Source organism: Streptomyces sp. SAI-127 (assembly GCF_029894425.1).
GTDB lineage: Bacteria > Actinomycetota > Actinomycetes > Streptomycetales > Streptomycetaceae > Streptomyces.
The window spans coordinates 8,753,146-8,768,384 of the sequence record NZ_JARXYJ010000001.1 but is presented as its reverse complement, the minus strand read 5'-3'; the positions used below and the strand labels follow the sequence as shown (position 1 = coordinate 8,768,384).

The window sequence follows — 15,239 nt, the reverse complement described above, 5'->3', positions numbered from 1 at the left end:
TACCGGGTGTGGGGTGGATCACATTACGCTCGGCCGGATGGGGCCAGCCGGTCCGCGAGCGCCGTCCACGAGCGAGGAGAGAGCCTTGTCCACAGCTGCTGCCGAGCACGCTCCCGGTGCCGTTCCGGCCGACGGGATCGCGGCCCGCGCCCGCGGTCTGACCAAGGCGTACGGCTCGGGCGAGACGGCCGTGCTCGCCCTGGACTCGGTGGACGTGGACATCGCGCGCGGCCGCTTCACCGCGGTCATGGGGCCCTCGGGCTCGGGGAAGTCCACGTTGATGCACTGCCTGGCGGGGCTCGACACCGTGTCGGCCGGGCAGGTGTGGCTCGGCGACACCGAGATCACGGGGCTCAAGGAGCGCGAGCTGACCAGGCTGCGCCGGGACCGGATCGGGTTCATGTTCCAGTCGTTCAACCTGATCCCGACGCTGAACGCGGCGGAGAACATCACCCTGCCCATGGACATCGCGGGCAAGAAGCCCGACGAGAAGTGGCTGGACCAGGTCATCGACACCCTGGGTCTGCGGGACCGGCTGGGGCACCGGCCGTCGCAGCTCTCGGGTGGTCAGCAGCAGCGCGTCGCCTGTGCCCGCGCGCTCGCCTCCCGGCCCGAACTGATCTTCGCGGACGAGCCGACCGGCAACCTCGACTCACGGGCGGGACTGGAGGTCCTCGGGTTCCTGCGCGAGGCCGTCGACCAGCTCGGGCAGACGGTCGTCATGGTCACCCACGACCCGGGCGCCGCGGCCCACTCGGACGTGGTGCTGTTCCTGGGGGACGGGCGGGTCGTGGACCGCATGGAGCGGCCCACCGCGGAGGCCGTACTGGAACGCATGAAGCGATTCGACGTGATCCGGAGCCAGTCCCAAGGGGCCTCCGAGGCCGGGGAGGCCTGACGCCGTGCTGAAGGCGACGCTCCGCAGTTTCCTCGCGCACAAGGGACGGCTGGTGCTCTCCGCGCTGGCCGTGGTGCTGTCCGTGGCGTTCGTCTCGGGCAGCCTGATCTTCTCCGACACACTGAGCCGCACCTTCGACCGGCTCTTCGCCTCGACCGCGCCGGACCTCACGATCAGCCCCAGGGAGGACCTGAGCGAGGCCATCCCGTCCGGGACGACGGCCACCCTGCCGGCCGCGCTCGCGGACCGCGTGTCCCGGGTCGAGGGGGTCGCCGCCGCACGCTTCGACGCCGAGGACGACGGCATCACCGTCGCCGACTCCGAGAACGAGTCGGTGGGCTCGACCACCGGCGCCCCCACCATCGGCACCGACTGGAACCCCACCTCGCGCAGCCCCGTGAAGCTCACCTCCGGCCACGCCCCGCACGGCCCGTCCGAGGCGCTGCTCGACTCGGAGACCGCCGACCGCAAGGACCTGCGCATCGGCGACCCGCTCACCGTGATCGCGGCACCGGGCTCCTTCAAGGTCCGGATCGTCGGCATCGTCACCTTCACCACCACCAACCCGGGCGCCACGCTGCTGTTCCTCGATCCACCGACCGCGCAGGCCAAGCTGCTCGGTTCCTCGAAGGCCGCCACCGGCATCTCGATCGACGCAGCGGAGGGCGTCAGCAACGACCAGCTCAAGCAGCGCGTGGCCGCCGCGCTCGGGACGGGCAGGTACGAGTACCGGACCGCCGACGAGCAGGCGAAGTCGGACGTCGACCAACTGGGCGGATTCCTCGACGTCATCAAGTACGTCATGTTGGGATTCGCCGGGATCGCCGTCCTCGTCGGTGTCTTCCTCATCGTCAACACCTTCTCGATGCTGATCGCCCAGCGCACCCGTGAACTGGGTCTCTTGCGCGCACTGGGCGCCGACCGGCGCCAGGTCCGCCGCTCGGTGCTCACCGAGGCCACCCTGCTCGGCCTGGTCGGCTCCACGGTCGGGCTCGGCACGGGCATCGGGCTGGCCGTCGGGCTCATCTCGCTGATGAACGCCTTCGGCATGAACATCGAGACGAGCGAGATGGTCATCGGCTGGGGAACACCCGTAGCGGCATACGTCGTCGGGGTGGGCGTCACCTTCGTCGCCGCCTATCTCCCGGCCCGGCGCGCGGCCGGCGTCTCCCCCATGGCGGCCCTCGCGGACGCCGAGATCGCCGGGATCGGAAAGCCGCTGCGCATGCGGGCGATCGTGGGCGGGATCGTCGGCGCGGCGGGCGCGACCGCGCTGGTGGGCTGTGTCACCTCGTCGAAGACGGCGTCCGCGGCCTCCCTGCTGGGCCTCGGTGTCGTCCTGACGCTCCTCGCCACCGTCATCGCGGGCCCGCTGCTGGTGCGGCCGGTGATCCGGGTACTGGGCGGCGCCTTCCCCGCCCTCTTCGGCTCGGTCGGGCGGATGAGCCAGCGCAACGCCCTGCGCAATCCCCGCCGTACCGGCGCCACCGCGGCCGCCCTGATGGTCGGCCTCGCCCTGGTCGGCGGGATGTCCGTGGCCAGCGCCTCGATGTCCAAGTCCTTCGACGACCAGATCGACAAGACGCTGGGCGCCGACTTCGTCGTGCAGAACGGCAACTTCCTGCCGTTCCCGCAGGAGGTCACGGAGGCGGTGCGCAAGACCGAGGGCGCCGGGCTCGTCGTACGGTCGAGGTTCGCCCCCGTCGCCGTACGGCTGCCGGACGGCAAGCGCGTCGAAACCACCGCCGCGGGCTACGACCCGCAGCTCGACGAGGTCGCCCACATCACCTACGCGCAGGGCGACACCGCGGCAGCCGTCGCGTCCGGGCACCTGGCCATGGACCTGGACTTCGGGCGTGACCACGACGTGAAGGTCGGCAGCAGAATCCCGGTGGAGTTCCAGGGCGGGCGCCGGACCGAACTGACCGTGGGCGCCCTCACCGACCAGGACTCCGCGGACGGGTTCGGAACGCAGGGCGGCATCTACTTCGGCCTGTCCACGCTGGAGCGGTTCACGCCGGGCGGCCAGGACTCCGCGCTGTACGTGAACGCCGCCTCCGGCGCCGACCGGTTGCGCGCGGCCCTGGAGAAGACACTCGACCCGTATCCGCAGGTCCAGGTGCGCGACCTCGCCGACTACAAGGACCTGGTCCACAACCAGATCGCCGTCCTGCTGTACCTCGTGTACGCGCTGCTCGGGCTCGCGATCGTCATCGCCGTGCTCGGTGTGGTCAACACCCTCGCCCTGTCGGTCGTGGAGCGCACCCGGGAGATCGGGTTGCTGCGCGCCATCGGGCTCGCCCGGCGTCAGCTGCGCCGGATGATCCGGCTGGAGTCGGTGGTGATCGCCGTGTTCGGCGCGGTCCTCGGGCTCGCGCTCGGGCTGGTGTGGGGGGTGTGCACCCAGCAGGTGCTGGCGCTTCAGGGCATGAACGCGCTGGCCATCCCCTGGGGGACGATCGTGGCGGTGGTCGTCGGCTCGGCGGTGGTGGGCATCGTGGCGGCGCTGCTGCCGGCATTGCGTGCATCGCGCATGAACGTACTGGCGGCGATCGCGCACGAGTGATGGAATCGCGGGGCAGGAAACTCAAGTCGCTTATCGCTGAGGAGAGTTCATGCCCCGCCCGTTTCGCTTCGCCGTCAACCTGACCGCCGCCGCCACCGACGAGGACTGGCGCGCCAAGTGCCGGCAGGCCGAGGAACTCGGTTACGACGTGATCCTGGTCCCCGACCATCTCGGCAAGGTCGCGCCCTTCCCCGCGCTGGTCGCGGCGGCGCAGGTCACCGAGCGACCGCGTGTCGGCACGTTCGTCCTCAACGCGGGCTTCTGGAATCCGGCGCTGCTCGCCCGCGAGGTCGCCACGGTGGACGCCCTCACCGGCGGCCGCCTCGAACTCGGCCTGGGCACCGGCTATGTGCAGTCCGAGCACGACCAGGCGGGGCTGCCCTTCGGTTCGGCGGGCGAGCGGGTGGACCATCTCCGGCGCACGGTGGAGGAGTTGGAGCGGCTGCTGTCCTCGGAGGACCATGTGCCGCAGCCGGTGCAGCGGCCCCGGGTGCCCCTGCTGATCGGCGGCATAGGCAACCGGATGCTGCAACTGTCCGCCGAGCACGCCGACATCGCGGCCTTCACCGGGGCGACCCTGGTGCCGGGGAACACGACCGGCAAGCTGACCCCGACCACCGCCGAGCAGCTCGACGAGCGCGTCGGGCGCTATCTGCAACTGGCCGAGGGACGCAAGGAGCCGGCCGAACTGAACCTGCTCATCCAGATGGTGGTGGTCACCGGCGACCGCGAGGCGGCGGCCACGCCGTTCCTGCACCGCGTCCCGGACCTGACCCTGCAGCAGGCGCTGGATCTGCCCATCATGCTGATCGGCACGGTCGAGGAGATCGTCGCTCAGGTGCTGGCGCAGCGCGAGCGGTACGGTTTCACCTATCTGACGGTGCTGGAGGCCTCCATGGAGGCGTTCGCACCGGTGATGGCGCGGCTGCGCGGCCGGTAACCGTCCGGATCCTGGAATTTCCCGTCCCGGGCGAGGCCGGCGTGGTGGGATCACCGCATGACCGACCTGCGGATACGGGCCACGACGCCCGACGACCTCGACACCGTGCTGGCCTTCTGGAAGCAGGCCGCCGAGGGGACGAGCATCAGCGACGACCGGGACGGCGTGGAGCGGCTGGTCACCCGGGACCCCGAGGCGCTGATCCTCGCCGAGCTCGACGGCGAACTGGTCGGCACGGTGATCGCGGGCTTCGACGGCTGGCGGTGTCATCTGTACCGTCTCGCGGTGCACCCGGAGCGCCGGCGTCGGGGCATCGGGGCGGCGCTGCTCAAGGCCGCGGAGGAGCGGTTCGTACGGCTCGGCGGGCGGCGCGGGGACGCGATGGTGCTGGTGCGCAACGAAACCGCGCAGCACGCGTGGCGCGCGGCGGGGTATGCGCCCGAGGAAAAGTGGCGGCGCTGGGTGAAACCCTTCGCCGGGTAGGACGGGCGATCCTGGGGACCCTGTCCGATCATGGGACGGAGGTGACCCGATGACCGAAGTGCTCCTCCTGCTGGTGGCGATCCTGCTCTCGCTGGCCTGCGGTGCCTTCGTGGCGGCGGAGTTCTCGCTGACCACGGTGGAGCGCGGGCAGCTGGAGCGGGCGGCGGAGCGCGGCGAACGGGGCGCGTCCGGCGCCCTCAAGGCCGTACGACATCTGACGTTCCAGCTGTCCGGGGCGCAGCTCGGGATCACCGTCACCAACCTGGTCGTCGGCATGCTCGCCGAACCGTCGATCGCGGCGCTGATCGCCGAGCCCCTGGAGGCGCTCGGGATCTCGCCATCCACCTCCCGGTCGCTGGCGCTGGTGCTGGGCACCGCGCTGTCGACGGTGTTCCTGATGGTGGTCGGCGAACTCGTGCCCAAGAACTGGGCGATCTCCTCGCCGTTGGCCATGGCCAAGCGGGTGGGCACCGCGCAGAGCTGGTTCAGCGCGGCGTTCCGCCCCTTCATCACGCACCTCAACAACACGGCCAACCGGGTGGTGCGCCGCTTCGGTCTGGAGCCCGCCGAGGAGCTGGCCTCGGCGCGCGGGCCGCAGGAGCTGGCCGCGCTGGCACGGCACTCCGCCCGGGCGGGCGCGCTGGAGGCGGACACCGCCGAGCTGTTCGTGCGGACGCTCAATCTCGCCGACCTGACCGCGGAGAACGTGATGACCCCGAGGGTGCAGGTGATCGCCCTGGACGTCCAGGCGACCTGCGAGGACGTGGCGAACGCGACGCGCGCGACCGGGCTGTCCCGGTTCCCCGTCTACCGCGGCGGTCTCGACTCGGTGGTCGGGATCGCGCACATCAAGGACGTCCTGGCGGTACCGGCCGAGCGCCGGCCCCGCGCCTCGGTCGCCGAGCTGCTGCGCGAGCCGCTGCTGGTGCCCGAGTCGCTCACCGTGGACCGGCTCCTGGACCGGCTGTCCGGCAAGCGGACGATGGCGGTCGTCATCGACGAGTACGGCGGCACGGCGGGCGTGGCCACGCTGGAGGACATCGTCGAGGAGGTCGTCGGCGAGGTACGGGACGAGCACGATCCCCACGAGACGTCCGACCTGGCCGCCGCGGGCACCGACGAGGAGGGCCGGGAGCTCTTCCAGGCGGACGGTTCGGCGCGCACGGACCAGCTCGCGCGCGTGGGGCTGCGGGCGCCCGAGGGCCCGTACGAGACGCTGGCCGGACTACTGGCGACGGAGCTCGGCCGCATTCCGGCCGTCGGCGACTCGGTGCGGGTCGCCGGCTGGCAGCTCGACGTGCTGGACGCGCAGGGCCGCCGGGCGGCACGGGTACTGCTGCACGCACCCCTGACCGGGGAGGCGACCGAGTCATGACCGTCGTCCAGCCGCAGGGGGAGGGGGCCCGCGCGGTGGCCGCCGCCAGGCCGCCGGAGGGAGTCCGAGCGATGACCGCCGCCCAGTCGCCCGAGGGGACCCGCGCCACGACCATCCCCCGACCACCCGAGGCGCGGGTGCTGCTGCACGCGCCCCTCGGCAGGGAAGGCAACCGGATCATGACAGCCGTCCAGTCAGCGGAGGAGGGGGGCCGAGCGATGACCGCCGCCCGGCCGCCGGAGGGGGCCCGAGCCATGACCGCCGTCCAGCCGGCCGAGCAGGGGCCGCGCACCACGACCGCCGTCCAGTCACCGCCGGAGGGAACCCGCACCACGAACCCCGCCCAGCCACCGCCGGAGGCAACCCGCGCGATGACCGCCGCTCCGCTCCCGGAGGGAACCCGCGCCACGACCACCGCCCAGCCACCGCCCGAGGCAACCCGTGACACGCCCGCTCCCCGGCCGTCCGAGCGGAGGGCCGAGGGATGACCGTCGTCCAGTTGCTGATCGGGCTGGCGACTCTCGTCGTCAACGCCTTCTTCGTGGGGGCCGAGTTCGCGCTGATCTCGGTGCGGCGCAGCCAGATCGAGCCCTACGCCGATCAGGGCGACCGGCGGGCGAAGAGCGTGCTGTGGGGGCTGGAGCACGTCTCCGCGCTGATGGCGGCCGCACAGCTCGGGATCACGTTGTGCACGCTGGTCCTGGGTGTGGTCGCGGAGCCGGCGATCGCGCATCTGCTGGAGCCGGTGTTCCACGCGGTGGGGGTGCCGAAGGGCGCGGGGCACGCGGTGTCCTTCGTGATCGCGCTGACCGTGGCGACCTATCTGCACATGCTGCTCGGCGAAATGGTCCCGAAGAACATCGCCCTCGCGGAGCCGGTGCGCAGCGCGCTGCTGCTCGGGCCGCCGCTGGTCACGCTGGCGCGCGGGCTGCGTCCGGTGATCTTCGCGATCAACGCCTTCGCGAACGCCCTGCTGAAGCTGCTGCGCGTGGAGACCAAGGACGAGGTCACGGCGACCTTCTCGGACGCCGAGCTGGCCCGGATCGTGCGGGACTCCGGCGAGGCGGGCCTGATCGACGAGCGGGCGCGGGAGCGGCTGCACGACGCGCTGGAACTGGGGCGACGGCCCGTGCGGGACGTAGTGCTGCCCCTGGAAGGGGTCGTCTACGCGCGCGTGGGCGTCACGCCGGAGCAGCTGGAGGCGCTGTCGAACGAGTCCGGGTTCTCACGGTTCCCGGTGGTGGACGACGGGCGGCGGATCGTCGGCTACCTCCATGTCAAGGACGCGCTGGACGCCTCACCGCGGGACCTGCCGTTCCCGGTGCGGGACATGCGGCCGATCGCGCGGATCCGGGAGAGCACACCGCTGGACGACGTACTGACGGCGATGCGGCGCAGCCGTACCCATCTGGCTGCGGTGCTCGGCGAGGACGGGCGGCTGGCGGGGCTGGTGACGATGGAGGACGTGCTGCGGGAGTTGTTCGGACGGCAGGTGTGAGGGGCGGTTCGGGCGGGCGGCGGGCCTGACTGGCCTTTCAGGGCCCAGGGTGACCGACCGCCGGGTATGTGCACCGGTTACCATTTCTTCCGCCATGCAGACTAATCCCACTTACTCCAGCCTGGTCGCGGTCGGCGACTCCTTCACCGAAGGCATGTCGGACCTGCTGCCGGACGGCTCCTACCGGGGCTGGGCCGACCTCCTCGCCGGCCGGATGGCCGCGGTGACACCCGGCTTCCGGTACGCCAACCTCGCGGTGCGCGGCAAGCTGATCCAGCAGATCGTCGACGAGCAGGTCGACGTGGCGGCGGCGATGCAGGCGGACGTGATCACGCTGGTCGGCGGGCTCAACGACACCCTGCGGCCCAAGTGCGACATGGTCCGGGTCCGCGACCTGCTGACGGAGGCCGTGGAGCGGCTGGCGCCGTCCTGCAAGCAACTGGTGCTGATGCGCAGCCCCGGCCGCCAGGGCCCGGTCCTTCAGCGATTCCGGCCGCGCATGGAGGAACTGTTCACGGTCGTCGACGAGCTCGCCGCGCGCCACGACGCGGTGGTCGTGGACCTGTACGGCGCCCCCTCGCTCTCCGACCCGCGCCTGTGGGACGTGGACCGGCTCCATCTGACGGCCGAGGGCCACCGCCGCGTCGCGGAGGCCGTGTGGCAGACCCTCGGCTACGACCCCGAGGACACGGAGTGGCGTACGCCGATCCCGGCGACGGTCCCACCCAAGTGGGTCGCGCGTCGCGTCGCGGACGCCCGCTTCGCCAGGCAGCACCTGCTGCCGTGGATCGGCCGGCGGCTGACGGGGCGGTCCTCCGGCGACGGCCTGCCGCCCAAGCGGCCCGACCTCGGGCCCTACGAGCCGTAGGACGCCGTGCACACGCGCGTGGTCAACGTCAGGGGCCGTATCCACGAGTACGGCCCCCGTCTCGAACACGCGCCCGCCGACCTCGTCTACGTCGGCCGACGCTGGACCATGGGCGGCTGGGACCTGCCGAGGCACCCGCTGTACAACCCCTTCGCCTACGACACCCCCTCGCGCCGCCGGGACGGCACACGGGCCGAGGTCATGGCGAAGTACCGGGTGTATCTGCTGCAGCGGCCGGATCTGCTCGCTCTGCTGCCCGGCCTTCGCGGCAGGGCCCTGGCCTGCTGGTGCGCGCCCGAACCGTGTCACGCCGATGTGCTGGCGGAGCTCGCGGAAGACCTCTCGTAGGTTCCCACGAACGGGGCCCGGGCGCTGGCCTGCACGAATCGCCAGTAGAATCCGTACACGTGACTTCCGCTCCCGCCAAGCCCCGCATCCCCAACGTCCTCGCCGGACGCTACGCCTCCGCCGAGCTCGCCACGCTCTGGTCGCCCGAGCAGAAGGTGAGGCTCGAGCGTCAGCTCTGGCTCGCCGTGCTGCGGGCCCAGAAGGACCTCGGGATCGAGGTGCCCGAGGAGGCGCTCGCCGACTACGAGCGGGTCCTGGACACCGTCGACCTGGCCTCCATCGCCGAGCGCGAGAAGGTCACGCGGCACGACGTGAAGGCGCGGATCGAGGAGTTCAACGACCTCGCCGGGCACGAGCAGGTCCACAAGGGCATGACCTCCCGGGACCTCACGGAGAACGTCGAGCAGCTCCAGATCCGGCTCTCCCTGGAACTGATCCGCGACCGCAGCGTGGCCGTCCTGGCGCGTCTCGGCAAGCTGGCCGGCGAGTACGGCGAGCTGGTCATGGCGGGCCGCTCCCACAACGTGGCCGCGCAGGCCACCACCCTCGGCAAGCGTTTCGCGACCGCGGCGGACGAGCTGCTCGTGGCCTACGGCCGGGTCGAGGAGCTTCTCGCCCGCTACCCGCTGCGTGGCGTCAAGGGCCCGGTCGGTACCGCGCAGGACATGCTGGACCTGCTGGGCGGGGACGCCTCGAAGCTGGCGGAGCTGGAGCAGCGGATCGCCGGTCACCTGGGCTTCTCGCAGGCGTTCACCTCGGTCGGGCAGGTCTACCCGCGCTCCCTGGACTACGAGGTCGTCACCGCGCTGGTGCAGGTGGCGGCGGCCCCGTCGTCGCTGGCGAAGACGATCCGGCTGATGGCCGGGCACGAGCTGGTGACCGAGGGGTTCAAGCCGGGCCAGGTCGGCTCCTCCGCGATGCCGCACAAGATGAACACGCGGTCCTGCGAGCGCGTCAACGGCCTGATGGTCATCCTGCGTGGCTACGCCTCGATGACCGGCGAGCTGGCGGGCGACCAGTGGAACGAGGGCGACGTGTCCTGCTCGGTGGTGCGGCGGGTCGCGCTGCCGGACGCGTTCTTCGCTCTCGACGGTCTCCTGGAGACCTTCCTGACGGTCCTCGACGAGTTCGGCGCCTTCCCGGCTGTCGTCGCGCGCGAGCTGGACCGCTACCTGCCCTTCCTCGCCACGACCAAGGTGCTGATGGGCGCGGTGCGCGCGGGTGTCGGCCGTGAGGTCGCGCACGAGGCGATCAAGGAGAACGCCGTCGCCTCCGCCCTCGCGATGCGCGAGCAGGGTGCCGAGCGCAACGAACTCCTCGACAAGCTGGCCGCGGACGAGCGCATTCCGCTCGACCGGGCCGGGCTGGACGCGCTGATGGCCGACAAGCTGTCCTTCACGGGCGCCGCGGCCGACCAGGTCGCCGTCGTCGTCGGCCGGATCGAGGAGATCGTCAAGCAGCATCCGGCCGCCGCGGGTTACGCGCCCGGGGCGATCCTCTGACACTTCTCACGCGATGACGCGCTTCACCCCCGAGGAGTTGGAGGCCGCCCGCGACCGTCTCGTACCCGACGTGGTCGCGGACGGTCTCCATGTGCTGTTCTGCGGCATCAACCCCGGTCTGATGACGGCCGCGACGGGGCATCACTTCGCCCGGCCCGGCAACCGGTTCTGGCCGGTGCTCCATCTGTCCGGCTTCACCCCGAGGCTCTTGAAGCCGTCGGAGCAGCAGGAGTTGCTGTCGTACGGGCTCGGGATCACCAATGTCGTCGCCCGGGCGTCCGCGCGGGCGGACGAGCTGAGCGCCGAGGAGTACCGCGAGGGCGGGCGGCGGCTGGCGGAGAAGGTGGCGCGGCTCAGGCCCCGCTGGCTGGCCGTGGTGGGGGTCACCGCCTATCGCGCGGCCTTCGACGACAGGAAGGCGAAGGTCGGGCCGCAGGAGCGGAGGATCGGGGAGACGCGCGTGTGGGTGCTGCCGAATCCGAGTGGTCTCAACGCGCACTGGACGGCGGCGACGATGGCGGAGGAGTTCGCCCGGCTCCGGCTGGCGGCGGGGGACGGCTAGCGGGTCAGACCGGGTCGATGTCCGAGGCCACGGCCAGGACGTGGACCTCGTCGGTGTGGTCCCGGTAGCCCACGCCGAGGGCGATCCAGCGCTCCGAGCCCGGGGGCTGCCAGAGGTCGAGGTCGTCCGTCATGATGCTCGTCGTGATCCAGGGCTCCGGTATCTCCTCGCCCCGCTCGAAGCGCAGCCTGAGCGTGCCCATTCCCCAGGGCAGCTGCTGCCTGCCCCAGCGGTCGTCCAACTCCTGGGCTATACGGCCCTTGAGGGCGTAGAAGTCCCCCACGATCGCCATCCGCGGCGCCGCGTCGCCGTCCCGCATCCCATGGCTCACCTCTAGCGACTCGATGCGGTAGCCGGGCCCCGACAGGTAGGCGTCCGACGCGCCGTCCGCCGCGGCCAGGTCGCGGGCGCACAGCGCGTCGATCGCGGCGAGGTACTTCGCACCGTCCATGTGATCCAGTAAACCGGCCGCCACTGACATTTGGCGGAGCGTCAGGCGACTCGTGTGGTCAGGCGTCCCGGCGCCGCAGGCTCCAGGCCCCCGCGGCCAGGGCGGCGGCCGCCCAAGCCGCCGTCACGGCGAGTCCCGTCCACGGTCCCAGAGGTCCGTCATGCGTCTCGTACAGGACGATCTGTCCCGCCCGGTCCGGCATGAAGTCGGTGGCCCCACCGGCCACATCGCCGATCACGAAGGAGACGACCAGAATGAACGGGATCAGGAGCGAGAGCGCTGCCACCCCACTGCGCAACACTGCCGCGAGACCGGCCGCCAGCAACGCCATCAGGGTGAGGTAGATCGCGCAGCCGACGACACCGCGTACTTGTTCACCGGTGCTGAGACCGCTCGCCGCCTCACCCAGCCCGGCACGTGCCACGACGAGGGCGGCAAGGGCGGTCACCAGGCCGACCACGAGGGTGGGTACGGCGATGGCCGTCGCCTTCGCCGCGAACCACCGCCCCCGCCGCGGCACCGCGGCCAGCGACAGCCGGAGCCCACCCCCGTGGAACTCCGACGACACCGCCATCGCTCCGAAGGAGATGGCCGCGATCTGGCCCGGCCCGACCCCGGACAGCGCCATGAACAGCGGATCGAATTCGGGGTCCGAGGTCTCGGAGACCCCGGCGATCGCGGAGAACGCGGTGGTCGCCGCGAACAGGGCGAGCAGCGCGCCGAGGAGCGAGCGCAGCGTACGGATCTTCAGCCACTCGGAGCGGAGGACCGGGGCGAAGGAGCGCGGGATGGATGGGGACGACATGTCAGGCCTCCTGCGGCTGTGCGGTGAACTCTGTCTCGGTCGCGGTCAGATCCAGGTAGGCCTGTTCCAGAGTGGCTTCCTGTGTGGCCAGTTCGAGGATCGGCACGCGCGCGGCCGAGACGATGCCGCCGATCTCGTCCACCCGCGCGTGCTGCACCGTCCAGTGCCCGTCCTCGTGCTCCACGGCGTCGTGACCGTGCCGGGCGAGGGCGCTCTTGAGGGCGGTGGGATCCGTCGTGCGGATGCGGACGCCGGGCTTCACGCGTGCGTCGATGAACTCCCGCATCGGTGTGTCGGCGAGCAGGCGCCCCCGGCCCAGGACGACGAGGTGGTCGGCGAAGGACGCGGTCTCGTTCATGAGGTGGCTGGAGACCAGCACCGTGCGGCCCTCCCCGGCCAGCCGGCGCAGCAACTCGCGGATCCAGACGATGCCTTCGGGGTCGAGGCCGTTCGAGGGCTCGTCGAGCATGACCACGCCGGGGTCGCCGAGCAGGGCGGCCGCGATGCCGAGCCGCTGCCGCATGCCCAGGGAGTACGTCTTCACCCGGTGCCTCGCGACCGAGGCCAGCCCCGTCTGCTCCAGCACCTCCTCGACCCGGCGGTCGGGAATACGGTTGCTCGCCGCCAGCGTGCGCAGGTGGTCGCGGCCGGCGCGGGAGCCGTGCGCGGCCTGGGCGTCGAGCAGGGCGCCCACATGACGCAGGGGTTCGTCGAGTGTGACGTAGGCGCGGCCGCCGATCGTGGCCGTCCCGGAGGTCGGACGGTCGAGGCCGAGGACGAGCCGCATGGTGGTGGACTTTCCGGCGCCGTTGGGCCCGAGGAAGCCGGTGACACGGCCGGGGAGGACACGGAAGGTGACGTCGTCCACGGCTCGTCGGGTGCCGAACTCCTTGGTGAGGGCTTGGACTTCGATGCTGGTCATGGCAGCAGCCTGTCCGGTGCCGCGGGGGCGGGGCCTCCCCCACGTGTGGAGATCGTCTCCCCCGTGCGGGGGAGGCCCGTTGTCGGTGGCGGCTGGCACGATGACCAAATGGTCCGCTTGCTGCGCCCGTTCGGCCGGGCGGTGACGTACACCCGATGGCTGCATCTGTTCATCGCCGTCGTGTGGCCGGCCATGTGGATGTTCGTCGAGGAAGCGTGGTGGACCTGGCTGGTGGCGGCCGTGACGCTCGCGCCCGCAGGGCTGGTGCCCGCGATGCGCACCGTGGAGGGGCTGCAGGCGAGGCTGCTGCTGACAGGGCACCGGCACAACAGCGAGAGCAGCGACATCGTCGTCGCGCCGTCGGCGTCCTGGAGCGACCGGGGACGGCTGGTCGTGTGGCTGGAGGCGCGTCTGCTGCTCGGCTACGCGACGGCGATGCTCAGCATGCAACTGCTCATCAGCTCGGTGGACCTGGTGGCGTCGGCCTTCGGCCATGACGTCGACGAGGGCGTGCTGATCCTCCTCGACGGCCACCGGTGGTGGCACGTCCTGCTCGCGCCGCTGTCGCTGGCCGCGCTGGCGGGGACGGTGGTCGGCTCGGGCAGTCTGATCACCGCGCTCGCGCTGCGGCTGCTCGGCCCCTCCCCCGCCGAGCGCCTGGCCGCCATGGAGGAGCGCACCGAGCAGCTCCTGGAGCGCACCCGTATCGCGCGCGAGCTGCACGACTCCATCGGGCACGCCCTGACCGTCGCCGTCGTCCAGGCGGGCGCCGCGCGGGCGGCCGGCGATCCGGCCTTCACGGAGCGTGCCCTGGACGCCATCGAGGAGACCGGCCGGGCCGCGCTGGAGGACTTGGAGCGCGTCCTCGGCATCCTGCGCGAGTCCGACCGGCCGGTGAGCGGCCGCCCGACGCTGACGGACGCCGACCGGCTCCTGGAGTCCGCGCGCGCGTCCGGCGCCAAGGTGGACGCCGAGCTGACCGGCCCGGTGGACACCGTGCCCGGGCCGGTCTCCCGGGAGGGCTACCGGATCCTCCAGGAGTCGCTCACCAATGTGCTGCGGCACGCGGGGGCCGTCCCGGTCCGGATCCGTATCGAGGTCACGGACGAGGCCCTCGCCCTAGAGGTCCGCAATCCGCTGACGGCCGACATACCCGGCCCCGGTCGGGGCAGCGGGCTGCGCGGGATACGCGAGCGGGCGGCCCTGCTCGGCGGCCGCGCGCAGACCGGGCCCGACCGGGGTGACTGGCAGGTGCATGCCGAGCTGCCGCTCCGCTGATCTACGCTGACGGGATGCCGGTCACCGTTCTCCTCGTCGACGACGAGCCCCTCGTACGCGCCGGTCTGCGGGCGGTGCTCGAGGCGCAGCCCGACATCGAGGTCGTCGGCGAGGCGGCCGACGGGGCGGCGGTGATCCCCCTCGTGCGGCAGCTGCGGCCCGACGTGGTCGCCATGGACGTACGGATGCCTCTGCTGGACGGCATCGAGGCCACGCGCGCGGTGCTGCGGACGGTCGAGGAGCCGCCGAAGATCCTCGTGGTGACGACGTTCGAGAACGACGAGTACGTGTACGAGGCGCTGCGGGCCGGTGCCGACGGGTTTCTGCTGAAGCGGGCCCGGCCGGCCGAGATCGTGCACGCGGTGCGGCTGGTCGCCGAGGGTGAGTCCCTGCTGTTCCCGGCCTCGGTACGGCAGCTGGCCGCCCAGTACGGCGAGGAGGGCGGCAACCGTGCTGCGCGGGCCGCGATGGAGCGGGCCCAGCTGACCGAGCGGGAGGCCGAGGTGCTGCGGCTGATGGCGCGCGGTCTGTCCAACGCGGAGATCGCCGCGCGGTTGATCGTCGGCACGGAGACCGTGAAGTCGCACGTCAGCGCCGTCCTGGCGAAGCTGGGGGCGCGGGACCGAACGCAGGCGGTGATCGCGGCGTACGAGTCGGGGTTCGTGGCGCCGGGGTGAAAGGTGAATCGGCCGGCAGGGCGGCAGGGTGGCGGAGCGACCTGTACCATCCGCCCCACACGCGCG

The 15,239-nt window shown here is 71.9% G+C and carries 16 protein-coding genes; 13 read left to right on the top strand and 3 right to left on the bottom strand.

Features of this window, described 5'->3' with window-relative positions:
• Positions 1–85 precede the first annotated feature (85 nt).
• The 11 genes from M2157_RS40315 to mug all read left to right on the top strand — a co-directional run bounded on the left by M2157_RS40315 (position 86) and on the right by mug (position 11,040).
• Positions 86–898 (top strand): ABC transporter ATP-binding protein, encoded by an 813-nt coding sequence (locus M2157_RS40315; RefSeq protein WP_280867616.1) that lies wholly within the window; start codon positions 86–88, stop codon positions 896–898.
• Positions 899–902: 4 nt separating this feature from the next.
• The gene (locus tag M2157_RS40310) at positions 903–3,464 is read left to right on the top strand and encodes an ABC transporter permease (protein WP_280867615.1); all 2,562 of its coding nucleotides are present in this window, start codon (positions 903–905) and stop codon (positions 3,462–3,464) included.
• A gap of 49 nt (positions 3,465–3,513) precedes the next feature.
• The gene (locus tag M2157_RS40305) at positions 3,514–4,404 is read left to right on the top strand and encodes an LLM class F420-dependent oxidoreductase (RefSeq protein ID WP_280867614.1); all 891 of its coding nucleotides are present in this window, start codon (positions 3,514–3,516) and stop codon (positions 4,402–4,404) included.
• A gap of 57 nt (positions 4,405–4,461) precedes the next feature.
• Complete coding sequence (locus M2157_RS40300) at positions 4,462–4,887, top strand: GNAT family N-acetyltransferase (RefSeq protein ID WP_280867613.1); 426 nt, start codon at positions 4,462–4,464, stop codon at positions 4,885–4,887.
• A 49-nt stretch (positions 4,888–4,936) separates the two neighbouring features.
• On the top strand, positions 4,937–6,262 hold the full coding sequence (locus M2157_RS40295) for a hemolysin family protein (protein ID WP_280867612.1): 1,326 nt from the start codon (positions 4,937–4,939) through the stop codon (positions 6,260–6,262).
• Positions 6,259–6,750 carry a hypothetical protein gene (locus M2157_RS40290; RefSeq protein WP_280867611.1) on the top strand — a complete coding sequence of 164 codons (492 nt, stop codon included), beginning with the start codon at positions 6,259–6,261 and terminating at the stop codon, positions 6,748–6,750. Before M2157_RS40295 ends, M2157_RS40290 begins: the two co-directional genes overlap by 4 nt.
• Positions 6,747–7,760 (top strand): hemolysin family protein, encoded by a 1,014-nt coding sequence (locus M2157_RS40285; protein ID WP_280856203.1) that lies wholly within the window; start codon positions 6,747–6,749, stop codon positions 7,758–7,760. The genes M2157_RS40290 and M2157_RS40285 overlap by 4 nt, the downstream gene beginning before the upstream one ends.
• Before the next feature lie 94 nt (positions 7,761–7,854).
• Entirely contained in the window at positions 7,855–8,628 is a 774-nt protein-coding gene (locus M2157_RS40280) for an SGNH/GDSL hydrolase family protein (protein ID WP_280867610.1), read from the top strand.
• A gap of 6 nt (positions 8,629–8,634) precedes the next feature.
• A complete protein-coding gene (locus tag M2157_RS40275; RefSeq protein WP_280867609.1) occupies positions 8,635–8,976 on the top strand; it encodes a DUF4326 domain-containing protein in 342 nt (113 codons plus the stop codon).
• A 59-nt stretch (positions 8,977–9,035) separates the two neighbouring features.
• Positions 9,036–10,478 (top strand): adenylosuccinate lyase, encoded by a 1,443-nt coding sequence (gene purB, locus M2157_RS40270; RefSeq protein WP_280856225.1) that lies wholly within the window; start codon positions 9,036–9,038, stop codon positions 10,476–10,478.
• 13 nt (positions 10,479–10,491) lie between these two features.
• Complete coding sequence (gene mug / locus M2157_RS40265) at positions 10,492–11,040, top strand: G/U mismatch-specific DNA glycosylase (protein ID WP_280856226.1); 549 nt, start codon at positions 10,492–10,494, stop codon at positions 11,038–11,040.
• 4 nt (positions 11,041–11,044) lie between these two features.
• Here mug and M2157_RS40260 read toward each other — a convergent pair whose 3' ends face one another.
• Genes M2157_RS40260 through M2157_RS40250 form a run of 3 tightly spaced genes read right to left on the bottom strand, consistent with a single transcriptional unit; the run spans position 11,045 to position 13,218 of the window.
• The gene (locus tag M2157_RS40260) at positions 11,045–11,491 is read right to left on the bottom strand and encodes a hypothetical protein (protein WP_280856228.1); all 447 of its coding nucleotides are present in this window, start codon (positions 11,489–11,491) and stop codon (positions 11,045–11,047) included.
• 58 nt (positions 11,492–11,549) lie between these two features.
• Positions 11,550–12,296, bottom strand: a complete 747-nt coding sequence (locus M2157_RS40255; protein ID WP_280867608.1) for an ABC transporter permease — start codon at positions 12,294–12,296, stop codon at positions 11,550–11,552.
• Between the two features lies 1 nt (position 12,297).
• Positions 12,298–13,218, bottom strand: a complete 921-nt coding sequence (locus M2157_RS40250; RefSeq protein ID WP_280867607.1) for an ABC transporter ATP-binding protein — start codon at positions 13,216–13,218, stop codon at positions 12,298–12,300.
• Between the two features lie 108 nt (positions 13,219–13,326).
• Here M2157_RS40250 and M2157_RS40245 point away from each other — a divergent pair, with 108 nt between their 5' ends.
• Both M2157_RS40245 and M2157_RS40240 read left to right on the top strand, forming a co-directional pair.
• Positions 13,327–14,496 (top strand): histidine kinase, encoded by a 1,170-nt coding sequence (locus M2157_RS40245; RefSeq protein WP_280867606.1) that lies wholly within the window; start codon positions 13,327–13,329, stop codon positions 14,494–14,496.
• A 14-nt stretch (positions 14,497–14,510) separates the two neighbouring features.
• Positions 14,511–15,173: a response regulator transcription factor gene (locus M2157_RS40240; RefSeq protein WP_062046925.1), complete on the top strand. Its 663-nt coding sequence runs from the start codon at positions 14,511–14,513 to the stop codon at positions 15,171–15,173.
• Positions 15,174–15,239 lie beyond the last annotated feature (66 nt).

Excerpts from the sequence above, each read along its gene's own strand:
- M2157_RS40240 (WP_062046925.1), top strand. The coding sequence starts at position 14,511 with ATGCCGGTCACCGTTCTCCTCGTCGACGACGAGCCCCTCGTACGCGCC.
- M2157_RS40280 (WP_280867610.1), top strand. The coding sequence starts at position 7,855 with ATGCAGACTAATCCCACTTACTCCAGCCTGGTCGCGGTCGGCGACTCC.
- mug (WP_280856226.1), top strand. The coding sequence starts at position 10,492 with ATGACGCGCTTCACCCCCGAGGAGTTGGAGGCCGCCCGCGACCGTCTC.
- M2157_RS40250 (WP_280867607.1), bottom strand. The coding sequence starts at position 13,218 with ATGACCAGCATCGAAGTCCAAGCCCTCACCAAGGAGTTCGGCACCCGA.
- M2157_RS40255 (WP_280867608.1), bottom strand. The coding sequence starts at position 12,296 with ATGTCGTCCCCATCCATCCCGCGCTCCTTCGCCCCGGTCCTCCGCTCC.
- M2157_RS40285 (WP_280856203.1), top strand. The coding sequence starts at position 6,747 with ATGACCGTCGTCCAGTTGCTGATCGGGCTGGCGACTCTCGTCGTCAAC.
- M2157_RS40295 (WP_280867612.1), top strand. The coding sequence starts at position 4,937 with ATGACCGAAGTGCTCCTCCTGCTGGTGGCGATCCTGCTCTCGCTGGCC.
- M2157_RS40260 (WP_280856228.1), bottom strand. The coding sequence starts at position 11,491 with ATGGACGGTGCGAAGTACCTCGCCGCGATCGACGCGCTGTGCGCCCGC.
- M2157_RS40245 (WP_280867606.1), top strand. The coding sequence starts at position 13,327 with ATGGTCCGCTTGCTGCGCCCGTTCGGCCGGGCGGTGACGTACACCCGA.
- M2157_RS40300 (WP_280867613.1), top strand. The coding sequence starts at position 4,462 with ATGACCGACCTGCGGATACGGGCCACGACGCCCGACGACCTCGACACC.
- M2157_RS40305 (WP_280867614.1), top strand. The coding sequence starts at position 3,514 with ATGCCCCGCCCGTTTCGCTTCGCCGTCAACCTGACCGCCGCCGCCACC.
- M2157_RS40290 (WP_280867611.1), top strand. The coding sequence starts at position 6,259 with ATGACCGTCGTCCAGCCGCAGGGGGAGGGGGCCCGCGCGGTGGCCGCC.